The 14,273-nt window shown below is 66.2% G+C and carries 10 protein-coding genes; all 10 read left to right on the top strand.

Annotated elements, in window-relative coordinates; genetic code table 11:
* The 10 genes from G467_RS0110980 to G467_RS0111025 are packed head-to-tail and all read left to right on the top strand — an operon-like array spanning position 1 to position 14,248.
* On the top strand, positions 1-699 hold the full coding sequence (locus G467_RS0110980; RefSeq protein WP_022969791.1) for a hypothetical protein: 699 nt from the start codon (positions 1-3) through the stop codon (positions 697-699).
* Positions 700-718: 19 nt separating this feature from the next.
* Positions 719-991 (top strand): hypothetical protein, encoded by a 273-nt coding sequence (locus G467_RS0110985; RefSeq protein ID WP_022969792.1) that lies wholly within the window; start codon positions 719-721, stop codon positions 989-991.
* A 13-nt stretch (positions 992-1,004) separates the two neighbouring features.
* The gene (locus G467_RS0110990; RefSeq protein WP_155844878.1) at positions 1,005-2,108 is read left to right on the top strand and encodes a hypothetical protein; all 1,104 of its coding nucleotides are present in this window, start codon (positions 1,005-1,007) and stop codon (positions 2,106-2,108) included.
* Complete coding sequence (locus tag G467_RS16450; protein WP_022969794.1) at positions 2,108-2,827, top strand: phage baseplate assembly protein V; 720 nt, start codon at positions 2,108-2,110, stop codon at positions 2,825-2,827. Before G467_RS0110990 ends, G467_RS16450 begins: the two co-directional genes overlap by 1 nt.
* A gap of 10 nt (positions 2,828-2,837) precedes the next feature.
* Complete coding sequence (locus G467_RS18255) at positions 2,838-3,116, top strand: hypothetical protein (protein WP_022969795.1); 279 nt, start codon at positions 2,838-2,840, stop codon at positions 3,114-3,116.
* A complete protein-coding gene (locus G467_RS0111005; RefSeq protein WP_022969796.1) occupies positions 3,113-3,487 on the top strand; it encodes a GPW/gp25 family protein in 375 nt (124 codons plus the stop codon). Before G467_RS18255 ends, G467_RS0111005 begins: the two co-directional genes overlap by 4 nt.
* Complete coding sequence (locus tag G467_RS0111010) at positions 3,487-5,985, top strand: baseplate J/gp47 family protein (protein ID WP_022969797.1); 2,499 nt, start codon at positions 3,487-3,489, stop codon at positions 5,983-5,985. Before G467_RS0111005 ends, G467_RS0111010 begins: the two co-directional genes overlap by 1 nt.
* Positions 5,982-8,579 (top strand): baseplate J/gp47 family protein, encoded by a 2,598-nt coding sequence (locus G467_RS16455; protein ID WP_022969798.1) that lies wholly within the window; start codon positions 5,982-5,984, stop codon positions 8,577-8,579. Before G467_RS0111010 ends, G467_RS16455 begins: the two co-directional genes overlap by 4 nt.
* A complete protein-coding gene (locus G467_RS0111020) occupies positions 8,576-10,888 on the top strand; it encodes a phage tail protein (RefSeq protein ID WP_022969799.1) in 2,313 nt (770 codons plus the stop codon). The genes G467_RS16455 and G467_RS0111020 overlap by 4 nt, the downstream gene beginning before the upstream one ends.
* Positions 10,889-10,900: 12 nt before the next feature.
* Positions 10,901-14,248 carry a DUF6519 domain-containing protein gene (locus G467_RS0111025; RefSeq protein WP_022969800.1) on the top strand — a complete coding sequence of 1,116 codons (3,348 nt, stop codon included), beginning with the start codon at positions 10,901-10,903 and terminating at the stop codon, positions 14,246-14,248.
* Positions 14,249-14,273: the final 25 nt, after the last annotated feature.

Below are 14,273 nucleotides of genomic sequence, written 5' to 3' on the forward strand. Positions count from 1 at the left end.
ATGCCCGGCTTCTTCCTGCGTGGTGCCCTGGTCGAATACAGCGGCGACTTCCTCGGTCCGATTCCGAACCTGGTGATCTTCCAGTTCAATCCCGAGCAGCTAGCACGCTCGATCGAGATCCCGCCTCCGCCGACGTCGAGCAGCAGCGGCGGCACGCGTCAGCGCGAGCCCGACCAGGCCGGCACGCCGCCGCGCGAGAGTTTCACGGTCACGGCGAATTTCTCCGCGGCCGACGATCTCGGCAACGGCGGCATCGTGTCGGCGATTCCGCGCGTGTTCGGCATCGGCCCGCAACTGGCCGCGCTGGAGAAGATGGTCTATCCCGCCGGCCCGTTGAGCGGACTGCTCGGTGGCGTGACCGATGCGGTGGGCGCAGCGGTGGCGTCTGCGGACGGCGAACCGCCGGAAGCGCCCATTCCGCGGCAATCGATTCCCCGCATTCTTTTCATCTGGGGTGCGACCCGCATCCTGCCGGTGCGCATCAAGTCGATGACGATCACCGAGCAGAAGTTCGACGCCTTTCTCAACCCGGTGCAGGCCGAAGTGCAGATCGGCCTGGAAGTCATCAATTTCGCCAGCACCAGCACCGACACCATCGGCAAGGGCGCGCTGACCTATTCCAAGGGCGCGAAGGACGCCCAGGCCATCCTCAACCTCGGCAAGGCGATCGAACTCGCCGTCGACATCGTCGTGTTCTGAACACCCACGGAGACCGCGCATGTTCCTCAAGAACTCCCGCTACAGCACCGTCCCGACCGTGACCGCGATCGACGGCCAGGGCCGCGAGGTCCAGGCCGTGTCGCTGCGCCGGCTGCCGACGACGCCGGGCGAGCGCACCGTGGTCCGCGACCACGACCAGCTCGACGTCATGAGTCAGCGGCGCACCCGCGATGGCACGCGCTTCTGGCATATCGCCGACGCCAACAGCGAGCTCGAGGCCAATACGCTGGTCGAAACCAGCGGCCGCGCCATCGATGTTCCGGTGAAGTGAGCCCGACATGGCCTTGGCTGCGCTCCGCATCTACTTCAACGACACGCCCGCGAGCGCGGAGCAGCTCGATCTGTTCCGCGAAATCCGCGTCGACCAGGCGATCGGGGTTGCGGCCGAAGCGGAGCTGGAGATCGATCTTTCGATCGACGACCAGGGGCGCTGGACGGTGATCGAAGACGAGTTTGCGCAGCCGTTCCGGCGCATCCGCGTCGAGGTCAAGATCGGTGAAGGCGAATTCACCGCCCTGATCGACGGGCCCATCGTCGCGCAACGCTTCGAGCTGGGCGCGGGTCCGGGCGAAAGCGGTCTGACCTTGGTCGTGCACGACGACAGCGTGCTGCTCAACCAGACCGAGGAAGTCGCGCTGTTCGAGGACAAACCGGTCGCCGAGATCGTCGAATCGTTGATTGGCGATGACCTGGATGCCGAAGTCGACAGCGTTCCGGACGCCGGTGCGTCGCACAAACGCTACGTCGTGCAACGCGGTACGGCGATGCAGCTGCTGCGCGATTTGGCGCGCCGAAACGGCATGTTCGTCTACGTGCGCCCGGGCGAGACGCCAGGACGGAGCACCTGCGTTTTCTCACGCCCTTCGCTCGTGCCCGGCGAGACCAGCGGCCTGCTGCTGATTGGAGAAGAACGCAATATCCACAAGTTTTCCGTCCAGCTCGACGCCCTGCAGCCGCTGGCCGCGCGGGCAGGCAGCGTGCGCATCTCCGACAAGACCTTGCTCACCAGTGAGGCGTCGACTCCCGCGACGGCTGCGCTCGGCAGCCAGTCCCTGCACCAGGTGATGTCGCCGACAGCGGTGAGCTTGCTGGCGCGCACGCGCGAAGAACAGAACGATCTCGACGCCGCGACCGCCGGCGCCGTCGACCTGTCGGGCTTCGCCTACACGGCGACCGCCGAACTCGACGCCAACGACTACGACCAGGTGCTGTCGCCACATCAGGTGATCCGGGTCGCGGGACCGGGCGGCTTTCTCGGCGGCGACTATCTGATCAGTCGCGTGCATCACGTCATCAACGACGGTAGCTATGTGCAGAGCCTGACGCTCAAGCGCAATGCGCGTTCCGCCGGCTACAGCGGCAGCAGCCTGCCCGGAGGAGTGTTCTGATGAACGCGATGGGGCTGGAACAGCTGGTCGTCGATCTCGCCGAACAATCTCGCAGCCGGTTCTACGGCAAGTACCGCGGCGTGGTCACCGACAACGACGATCCGGACGGTCTCGGTCGCATTCGCGCCAACGTGCCGGAAGTGCTGCACGATGTGAAGACGCCCTGGGCCCTGCCCTGCGCGCCGTACGCCGGTCCCGATCAGGGCTTGTTCGTGATTCCGCCGGTCAAGGCCGGTGTTTGGATCGAATTCGAAGCCGGCGATCCCTCGCGGCCGATCTGGACCGGCACCTGGTGGGCCGACAAGGAAGCGCCGAAGAACGAAGCCGCCAGCGATGCCGTGCAGTCTCGTCGCATCTTCAAGAGTGCCACGGGTCTGATGCTCGCCCTGGACGACGACGCAGGAAAGATCTCGCTCAGCGACAAGGATGCGAAGAACTTCCTGACCATCGAAGTCAGCGGCGGCAAGGTCAAGGTGCAGGCGACGACCAAGGTTGTCGTGGAGGCACCGCAGATCGAGCTGGTCGAAAACGCCACCCATCCGCTGGTGTTCGGCGACGACCTGCTCACCTTCCTCAACCAGATGATCAACATCTACACCACGCACACGCACCCGGGCGAGATGGCTCTGGGCGTGTTCCCGGTGACGCCGATGACACCGGTGCCGCCCATGCCGCCGGCGACGCCTGCCTTGTTGTCGGTGAAGGTCAAGACCGGATGAGGATCGAACGATGGCACTGAAACACGGCCGTGTCGCCGACTTCGCCGACAGTCTCGCTGAAGCGATGGAAAAGGCGATGAAAACCGAATGGGCGGCGACAAAGGGTTTCGCCCTGCCCGATCAAGGGGTCGAAGACCGGCGCCTGCTGTTCGTGGCGGTGGCCTGGGGTCTGTTCGACTTCCTCAAGGCGAACGAGAACGCGCTGATCAACGAGATCACCCTGCACGACGCGTCGGGTCTCGGCAGCGACATCGACTACGACGTGGTGCAACTGGAGTTGAACCTGTGAGCGGCCGCCACCTGGATTTCCCGTTCCGCATCGGCAGCGACGGTCGCACGGTCGCGCCGGCCTCGCTCGATGCGCATGTGCGCGGCGAGATCATGCAGCTGCTGCTGACCAATACCGGCGAACGTCCGTTCGTGCCGACCTTTGGCGGCAATCTGCGTCGGCTGGTGTTCCAGGGCAACGACGAAGTCACCGCCGGCCTGGCCAAGGCGAATCTCAGCCAGGCGCTCGCACATTGGCTCGGACATCGGGTGAAGGTGCTGGCGCTGGACGTGCTCAACCAAGACGCGACCCTGGTCGTCGAACTGAGCTACCAGGTCATCGACACCGGCGAACAACGACGCCTGCGCTTCGAGCGCGGGGGAGGCGTGTGATGGGTGTCGTCGCGGGCAAGGTCATTGACCGGGAAGTACTGGAAGAACGCGCGCGCAATCTGGCGGCGCGCAATCTCAACGGCATCGCGCGCGTCTTCGTCACACTGCTGCCACCGGCCGCGCCGACCGAGGCCTGGCTCGATGTGGATTTCCATACCGACCGCCACCTCGCGGCCATCGTCGCCGCCATCACGGGCGGCACGCCGGCGCATGCGGTATTCCCGCTCAGCGGCGGCTCGCGACTGCCGGCGGGAGCCGCTGCCGGACAAGTGCGCGTCACCAGTGTCAGTGCGGGCCCCGGCAGTCAGCGCCTGCGCCTGCGCATTGTGCCGATCGGCGACTACTCGACCTATGAGCTGGCGGTGCAGTTCGCCGGCTTCGATCCGCTGATGTCGGAGATCGGTTTCAAATTCCGGCCGGCCTGTTTCAATCTGAACTGCGCCGCCGACGACACCTTGCCTGCACCGCTGCCGCTGCCCGACATCGACTATCTGGCCAAGGATTTCGATTCCTTCAAGCATGTACTGATCTGCGCAATGCAGGACCGCGTGCCGGGCTGGACGCCTACCAGCGAAGCCGATCTCGACCAGGTGCTGATCGATCTTCTGGCTGCGGATGCCGACGAGCTATCGGACTTCCAGGACCGCGTGATGAACGAGGCCACGCTTGCGGGCGCGCGCAAGCGCGTCTCGCTGGCGCGGCATGCTCGCCTGATGGACTACCACATCCATCAGGGCAACCAGGCCAGCGGCTGGCTCGCGGTGACGGTGGCGCCGGCGTTCGCGAACGCCACGCTCGCCGCCGGTTTCGGCGCCTGGACCAGCGAACGCTGGCAGGATCCTCGCAGCGAAGCCTTTGTGACCCACGATGCGCTCGCCTGCGAACGCATGCTCAACGCGCTGACACTGTATTCCTGGGGCGGCACGATCACAGCACTCGACATCGGCAGCGTCCGCGCGGACCTAACCGTACCCGCGTCGCTCGGTCCGCCGACGCAGGCCAATGCCGATCTCCTGCGCGACCTGCTCAATACCGGCGCACCGCGTCATCTGCTCGTGCAGCAGCAGCTCAATCCGCAAACCGGCAACGCCCTCGGACGCGATCCGACCGCGCGGCAGCTGTTGCAATTGCGTGGCGACGCCGAATCGGTGTTCGACCCGATGGCCGGCGCGGCAGGTGAATGGTGTGTTCGCGTGCACTGGCGCGACGAGGATCGCCTCACCCGGCGCTATTGCTTCAGCACGCAATGCGATCTGTCCCTGCCCTTGCGCGATGTCAGCGTCTTCCACGGCAACCTGGTGCGCATCGCGCACGGTCGCCCGCATCGCACCGTGTTCCGCCCGCCGGGCGCACCGCTCGCCATCGCCAATCCCCTGAGCTTTGAATTCCAGGATGAGGCCACCTACGAATCGACCCACTGGGGCGTCTGTGCGCGGTTACCGCACACGCCGGTGGCCTATCGCAATACGCCGCCCGGCGGCGAAACGCCGCCACGCAGCAGTCTTTCCGTCCAGGTCAGCGGGTTCGGTGCGCTCTGGGAAGAGCAAAGCGACCTCATCGAATCGGCCGGCGACGCCGAACATTTCCTCGTCGAGACCGACGAATATCGCCGCAGCCAGCTGCGTTTCGGCAATGGCGACAACGGCGGCCGCCTGCCCGACGACGCCGTGGTGACCTGTCGCTACCAGGTCGGCGATGGCGTGGCCGGAAACATCGGTGCCGATACGCTGACCGGCTTCGATCGCGCAGCGAATCCGCGCATCGCCGGAATCTGGAATCCCTTCGACTTCGTTGACGGTCGTGCCCCCGAACCGGTCGCGGAAATCATCCGCCGCGTGCCCGAGGCGTATCGCAGCCGGCAATTGCGCGCGGTCACCCTCGAGGACTATGCACGCCGTGCTGAAGAATTGCCGGAGGTCGCCCACGCCCACGCCAGCTATGCCTGGACGGGCTCCTGGCGCGCGGTCCGCGTCGCGATTGATCCGCGCGGCACGACCACGCTGGCCGAGCCGCTGCGTCGGCAAATCGCGGCGCATCTGGACGCGGTTCGGCTGGTCGGCGAAGACGTGGAAGTCCGCGCGGCAACCTATGTGCCGCTCGATATCCTCGTGCGCGTCTGTGCGCATCCCGACTATTGGCCGGAAGACCTTCGGCGCGCACTCGAACTGGAACTCTCCGACGGCTGGACCGCCGATGGCCGCCCCGGCTTGTTCCATCCCGACCTGTGGACCTTCGGCCAGTCATTGCATGTCTCGCAGATCATTGGCCGTGCGCTGTCGGTGCCCGGCGTGGGGCGCGTGTTGCTGGTGAGCCTGCGCCGGCTGCACGGTCTGCACGGCGCGAGCCTGCAGACGATCACGGTGGCGCCGGGCGATGAGGCCCTGCCGGTCGTCGAACGCATCGATGTGCGTCCCACGGAAATCCTGCAGGTCGCCAACGATCCCAATCGCCTGGAAACCGGGCGCCTGAATTTCGAAATCCTCGGAGGCCGGCGATGAGCTGCAAGCACGACTGCGCCAAGCCGCCGCTGTTCCCAAAGACGATCTTCAATCGTCCGGGCCTGCCGCGCATCGACTACCGCATCGGCAACTATGCCGAGGTGCGCGCGAGCATGTTTGACGCGCTCAACCAGCAGCCGGTGCTGTCCGCGTTCACGCACCGCCATGTCGACGATCCGGCCATCGCCCTGCTCGAAGCGGACGCCATCGTCGTCGACATCCTGAGCTTCTATCAATCGCTCTACGCCAACGAAGCCTATCTGCGCACCGCGCGCTGGCCGCAGAGCATCACCGATCTGGTGCGACTGGGTGGCTATCGCCTGACACCGGGACTGGCCGGCGAAGCGACCTTCGCCTTGACCATCAAGGGCACGCTGCCAGTGACCGTACCCGCAGGCTTCGGTCTCAAGGTCGCGATCGAAGGCATCGCGAAGCCGGTCGAATTCGAAACGCGGGCGGCCCTGCTCGCCCATCCGGCCTTGAGCGCGTTTTCGCTTTACCGCCCGCGCATGATGCCATCGATCGCGGCGGGCACGCGCGTCCTGCGCTTGTCGGGCGATGTTTCCGATCTGAAAGCCGAAGATCGTCTGCTGATCGGCGAGGCTTCCCCGGGAGGCGCGCATCCGACGCAGCTGCTGACGTCGGAAATCGTCACCATCGAAGATACCTGGGTCGCGTTCGGCAAGCGCCACGTTCGCCTGACCGCCGGGCTGACGCGAGCCACCCCTGCCTCGGCGCTGCGCGCCTACAAGATCGGCGACGCCGTCCAGCACTTCGGCCATAACGCGCCGACGACGGTCAGCGAGGTTTCCGACCAGGGCGTCCCGAGCACGCGCAAGACCTCGTACGACCGGCGCGCCAACGCTGCGTCCAGCAGCGAAGTAGATCCCAATATCACGGCGTTCGAACTGCCGCTGGACCGCGAATCGAAGGTCTTCACCGCCGGGGCGACGGTCATCGTGCAAGGACGCTTCCGCACCTCGCGCCTGTCCACGCAGTCGCATCGGTTGAGCCTGGTCCGTCACCTGAGTGCGGTCGAAAACCGCTCGATGACCTGGGGCATGCTGACCGGTGCCAGCACCGTGCTCAGCCTGCACGATTCCCTGCGCAGCATGGTCGGCAGCCAGCTGATGCGCTATGCCGACGTACGCTCGATCACCGTCCTGCCGGTCCTCGGCGCAGCGCTCACTGCCCATGCCGCCGATGTCGACACCAGCAGCACGCAGGGAACGGCGTTGCGCTATTTCGGTCGCCGCGACGACGCCGCGGCATTGTCCGGTCGGCGTCTGCTGCTGGTCACGCCCGGTCGCGAACCGCGCGAACGCCATGTTTCCGCCGTGACCTCGCCCGGTGCCGACGGAGACATCTTCCACGATCTGGTACTCAGCGCGGCCGTCGACTATGCCGACTTCGGCTATGACGAAAACGCGACCACGGTCTATGGCAATGTTGTCGATGCATCCCAGGGCAAGACGCTGGACGCAGCGCCGATCGGCTCCGGCGACGCGCGCACAAGCTTCCAGAGTTTCGCGCTGCCCAAGCCGCCCTTGACCTATCTGTTCGATGCCACGCATACGCCGGCACAGGTGCCGGCCCTGGAAGTGCGCGTCGATGGAATGCGCTGGACGCAGGTGGAAACACTGTTCTCGGCGGGGCCGCTGGATTCGGTCTATATCGTCCGCGAAGACGCCGAGGGCAACAGCGTCGTGCAATTTGGCGACGGCAAGACCGGCGCTCGCCCTGCCAGCGGTCGCAACAACATCGTCGCTGTGCAACGCGTGGGTTCCGGTGCACAGGGCCCACTGCAGGCCGATGCCAAGCCGCAGGCGACCAGCAAGCTGGCGCCATTGGACAAGGTCTTCATGCCGCAGCCGGTCACGACCGGCGCACCACCCGAAGATCCGGAGAATGCGCGCGACAACGCACCGATACGCCTGCAGAGCCTGGGCCGCCTGGTCAGCCTGGCCGACTACGAAGCTGAAACGCGCATGCTGCCGAACGTGCTCAAGGCCAGTGCGCGCTGGGACGCGCCCGAAGGCGTGCCTGCGATCGTGCTGACCGTGTTGAACGACAGCGGCAACGCGGGCGATCTGGCCAAGGTTCGCGATGCCCTCACGATGTACAGCCGTTGCCGCGGCCCCGCGCGACATCCGGTGATCGCACTGGCCGGATTCCGCCAATACCTGCATGTCGACGCGTTGGTGGGCTTCGATCCGGCCTACCGAACCGAAGACCTGCTGCGCGGCATCCGTCTCGCACTGGGTGTTCTCGGCGAAGAGGCCAACGGCCTCGATGGCCGCGACGGATTGTTCGGCCTGAACGCCCGCGACTTCCATCAGTCCGCGCACACCTCGCAGATCATCGCCGCGATTCAGAACGTCGCCGGCGTGTCCTGGGTGCAGTTGCGCGCGGCCCGCCGCCTTGCGCTCGGCACGCCGCCGGAAGCGGACGCGACGCAGTTGCCTTTGCCGACGACGAATCTGATTCCCTCGCCCACCGTGGCCTGCCCGCGTCACGCGCTGCTGGCCTTGCATACGCGGCATCTGGTGATCGGCTTCAGCGCCGACCAGGCCACGACGGAGTGCACGCCATGAGCAGCCCGCGCCAGCCGATCTACCAGCGCCTGCCGGAGATCTACCGCATCCGTGATGGCGAACAGCAACCGCCCGGGCAGCTGCAGGCCTATCTGGGCCTGATGGACGAAGCGCACGCCGCGATTCGCGACAACATCGAAGCGTTGTATCACGACCTGTTCGCCGACACCTGCGCCGACTGGGTCGTGCCCTACCTCGCCGATCTGCTCGGCGCCTCGCATCTGTCGGGTGACCCGTGGACCTTGCGTGCCGACGTCGCACGCACGATCAATCATCGTCGCCGCAAGGGCACGCTGGGCGCTGTCGAATCCCTGACGCATGCGCTGTCGGGCTGGGCCGCGCACGCCGTCGAAATGCGCGAGCGTCTGGTCTGGAACCAGCACCTCAATCACCAGCGTCCGGACGCCGGCGGGCAACCTCCCCTGCCCCTGTCTGCCTTTCGCAGCGACGCCCGCCGTGGCGGCACGGTCAATCTGCGTGATCGCGCCTTGCTGAGCCTGCTCAACGGACCCTTCGATCCGTTCGCGCACGTCGCCGACGTCAAGCCTTCGGGTCTGCACAATTTGCCCAATCTCGCCGTGTTCCTCTGGCGTTTGCAGGCTTACACGGTAACGCCGACGCGTCCGGGTGCCGCCATCGTCATGCCGCCGCTGCCGGTCGTCGCCGGCAACGCCCGCTTCGCTGTGCGTGTGAGCTTGCATCCGCAGTCCGAACCGATGGTGCTGTTCAATACGCACCGCTTTCATGCCGACGACGAGCCGCCGGAATTGTCGGCGCCCGATGCCGTTCCCGGCCCGATGCCCTGGGCACGACTTACCCAGGACACGCCAGCCGGGCGGCCGGGCGAGTATGTGGAAGTGCAGCGCTACCCCGCCGCCGGCGTACCGGTGCGTGCCGAACGACCCGGACTGACCTTGCATGTTCCCGACGGTCCATTCACTGCGGCGACGCCATGGCGATTCCGCGGTGCGAATCTATGCGCGTGGGAAGACGGTCTGCAGCCGGCGCTGCGTCCGTATGAAATCGTCATCGATCCCGATCGCGGCCGTATCGTCATCGGCACGATGGGCGCCAATGCCGGCGCCGAAGCGAATCCGCTTGCAGCGGGACTGTATGTCTCGGTGACGCACGGCTTCGCCGGGCCGGTCGGCGCACAACCGGTCACGCGCGCATCGGCGCCGACGCAATGGCAGGGGCAGCCTGCCACGCTGGTTGTCGTCGATCGCTTGAATGCACCCGGCTTCTCCCTGCAGCAGGCCCTGGCCAATGTGCATCAGCTGACGCAACCGCTGATCGTGGAAATCCGCGACAGCCTCGTGCACGAGCTTGATCTCAACACGGTGGTCGGCAGCGCGCTCGAAGGCGGCACGCGCACGCTTCGATTGGGACGATCGCTGTGGATCCGCGCGGCGGACCGGCAACGTCCGGTGATTCGCCTGGCGCGCCCACTCGCGTTCCGCCCCGACGACGTGCTCGGCGCCGGCGCGCCAGCGCTCATGGATCAGCTGGTCGTGCGTCTCGAAGGCTTGTATCTCACGCGCGCGCCAGGGTATGCCGCGACCGCGCCCCTGATCGCACGCGCCGCGCTCAACCAGCTGCAGGTGCAAGGCTGCACACTCGATCCCGGCGGCGTGGTCGCCCTGAATGGAACGCGCGAACCGATCCGCGTGGCGGCTGCCCTGGAAAACACTTACGGCTTCGCCTTGCCCGCCGAAGAAACCGCCTTCGATCAGACGCCGGAAGTCGTGATCGAGCGCAGCATCTGCGGACCGCTGGCCATGGATTCCGGTTACCGCCTCGATATCCGCGACAGCATCCTCGATGCCGGCAGCGGCGTGGAAGCGGCCACGCCCGCGCTCGCCGTGCGCGCCGCGACGGGCAATGCGGAAACCGCCTGGGGTCCCACGCTCGCGTTCTCGGGCATCACCTGTTTGGGCCGCGTGCGCGTCAGCGGCGCGTCCGGACGCGGTGGCCTGTTCGTGCATGCCTTGCAGGTGCTCGACACGCAGACCGGCTGCATCAAGTACAGCCGCTTTGCGATCGCGGCCGACAATCGTCTGCCTTCGCAGCATGGCTGCTTCTTCGGCGATGGCCGCGACCTGCACTTCGGCGCGGAAACCTTCGGTCGTCCCGGCTATGCGCGCCTCGAGCACGACTGCCATGCGCATGTTCTCGAGCAGGGTCCGAACAACGACGAAATGGGCGCGTTCGGTTTCCAGCTCAACAGCCACAAATGGAAAAACCTCCAGATCCGCTATCGCGAATACATGCCGGTCGGCATCCGTGCGGTTCTGGTCACGGTCACGTAAGGGAGCAGCACCATGAAAGGCGATTTCTCGAAGTGGGGACTCTCCCCGGCCGACAACTTCACCGGCGTTCTGCACCAGCAGGGCCGCGTGCTGCTCGACCAGGACTGGAATGCCGCCGAGCAGATCCAGGCGTTGTGGCGCGAAACGGTCGGACAGGACGTCATCGGTGGCGGCCTCGTCGCCGTACCGATGGCCGCGCCCGACGGTCTCAAGCTGATAGAGGCCACCGCCACCGCCACCGAGGTATCCGTGCGCATGGCGACCGGCCGCGCCTGGGTCGATGGCGTGCATATCCGATACGACGGCACCACCGCCTTGCGGGCCGACTATCTGACGCCGCCGTTCCAGACGCCGACCACGACGGCCTCGATCGTCGCCGGTACGCGCGACGCGGTGATCCTGGAAGTGTGGGACGAGGACTTCAACGCGTTCCAGGATCCTCTGCGCCTGCTCGAACCGGCCCTCGGTGGGCCCGACACCACCGAACGCGTCAAGACGAACATGGCGCTGAAGCTGTTCCGTCTCGCCGACGGTCAGGGCTGCACCGGCCTGCCGATCGACGACGACTTCGCTGCCAAGGGAACACTCACCGTCACGCCGGCACCGACACTCGTCATCGCCGGACCCTGCCCGGTGCCGGACAGCGGTGGCTACACCGGTTTCGAACACGCGCTGTATCGCATCGAAATCGCCGAGCCGGCCGGTAGCCAGGCGCGTTTCAAATGGTCGCAGTTCAATGGCGGTCTGGTCGGGCGCGGTGCGCTGACTCTGGCTACGGCGACGACAGGCACCGTCGCGATCACCGCGAACGCGCAGATGATCAATCAATGCCGGCTCGACAGCTACTATCTCGAAGCCCTGGCCTTCGATCCGGTCGTCGGTCACTGGCGCGTCGTGCTGACCGCGAGCGCGAGTTTGCCCGCGAACGACACCTTGGCTCTGACCGCGATCAATGGCACGTGGCCGGCCGGAACCACTGGCTTCTTCCGCCTGTGGAACGGCATCGAGCGCGTCTCGGATTTCCTGGCGAGCAATCCCCTGCCCGACGGCATTCTGCTGGATTTCGATGCCCCCGCCGCCGACAACAGCAACTATCGCCCCGGCGACTACTGGACCTTCCCGGCACGCGCCGCCGGTGTCGCTTTCGACCCCTCGGTGTGGCCGACCCAGGCACCGCCCCAGGGCGTGCACTACCACCGCGCCTCGCTCGGGATTCTGGAATGGACCGGTACGCCGACCGTCACCGTGACGGCGGCCGCGGGCGAAATCCACGACTGCCGCCATCCTTTCCTGCCCCTCGCACGCATCCGCGGCTGCTGCACGGTGACGGTCGGCGACGGGCTGCATAGCTTCGGCCAGTTCACCTCGATCCAGGCGGCCTTGAATTCCCTGCCCGCGACCGGCGGCACGGTCTGCGTGCTCGGCGGCACGTACAACGAAAGCATCGTCATCGATCGCCGTGTCGATGTGCGCATCCACGGCTGCGGTCCGCGTACGCGCGTGCGTGCGATCGTCGATGCCAACGGCGGGGCCCTGCCCGCTTTCCTGATCACCGATTCCACCGGCATCGTGCTCGAAGACATGGCGATCGAATCGGGACCGCGCAGCGCCGTACAGATCGGCAACGCGCGACAGATCGGCGTGCGCCGCTGCCTGGTGCAGATGCGCGACCTGCAGACCCTGTGGCAGGCGATCTACAGCCGCGGCGACGACGTACTCATCGAAGGCAATACCATCGAGGTGCTGCCGCGCGATGGTCATGTGCCGGCTTCGGAAATTCCGCCGCCCCTCGGCGATGCCCTCGCACCCTCGGGCGTCGCCACCCCGCCGGCGCCGATCAACCGCGGTCACGCCACGCGGGGTGGCATCCAGATCGGCGGTGGCTCCGATCGCGTGCGCATTCTCGACAACATCATTCGCGGCGGCATCTGGAACGGCATCACCCTGGGCAGCCTGCAGCCGGTCGACGGCGACGACAAGGACGACACGCCCGATATCCCGGGCACCGACGACCCCTGCACGCCTTGCCGGCCCGTCGACACCACCGACGGTGGCGATCCCGCCGACGGCCGTCCTCGCTTCGTCTCCTCGGGCGATCTGTACGACATCGAAATCGGCGGCAATCGCATCAGCGACATGGGTATCAACGGAATCGGCGTCGTGCGCTTCTTCGACCTGGTCCGCGGTGGCGACATGATCGGTGTGCACGGACTGCACATCCACGACAACCTGATCGTGCGCTGCCTCCGTCGCGAGCTCGCCAAGATCGACAAGGCCATGCAGATGTTCGTGGGCTACGGCGGCATTGCCTTGGCCAAGGTCAGCGACCTGCGCATCCTGCGCAACGAAATCGCGTTCAACGGCCTCAGCCACCTGTTGCCGACCTGCGGCGTATTCGCGATCTTCGTGCAGGGCCTGCAGCTGGACGACAACCGAATCACCGACAACGGACCCAAGGACGCTCAGCCTGTCGCGGATGCGCAGCCCGGCATCCGGGGTGGCGTACATGTGTGGATCCTGCTGCCGCAGATCGAACATCCGGTCGGAACGAAATACGGCACGTCGACCGTCGACGCCCGCTATGGCGAAGCCGCGAGCTCGATGCTGCGCCGGAGTCGTGCGCGCGAAGGTGCCAGCACGGCCGCCATTCGCGACAATCTCATCGTTGCACCGCTCGGACGCGCGCTGACCTTTTTCGCCTTGGGTCCGGTAACCGTCGCGCGCAATCGCCTGGTGAGCCAAGGCGCGACGGGACGCGGCCTGGACCTGGTCGCGACCACCGTGCTCACCGGCAACCTCGGCATCAGCAACGAATGGACGCTGGGACTGCTGCTGGTAATCATCCTGCAGGCGTTCGGACTGCTCGGCGACGGCAAGGACAACGCCAAGTATTGCCTGTACGCCAAGATGCTCGGCCTGATCAATCCGGAAAAGCCGCCCTCCCTGTGGCCGCCGCTATCCGCGCGTTGGGCGACCGGCAAACTGCTGATGACGGAAAACCAGGTGACGCTGGATGTCATCGATCAGCCGATCGGCGTCGCCATCAGCTCCATCCTCGCGTTCTCGCTCGATGACGTCGGTTTCACCGACAACCAGTGCGAAGTCAGCAGCACGAACGTGTTCTTTTTCACTCAGGCCCTGCTCGCCGCGGGCAGCGTGCGCGAGGCGGACAACCGACTGTCCGAGACCTGGATGCGTGCGTTCTCCTCGTCGATGTCGATCGGTGGCATGAACACGACGACCGACAACCAGTCCACGCATTGCATGCACGCCAGCTCGCCGCTGGGACTGCTCGTGTTCCGCGACAACCTCGCCCTCGTCCGGGCCTTCTGCCCTGGCGATTGCGAAAGCGGTCGCTGATTTCCCTCTCCGCGCAAGGATACGA

This window comes from Arenimonas oryziterrae DSM 21050 = YC6267, from assembly GCF_000420545.1.
Classification (GTDB): domain Bacteria; phylum Pseudomonadota; class Gammaproteobacteria; order Xanthomonadales; family Xanthomonadaceae; genus Arenimonas; species Arenimonas oryziterrae.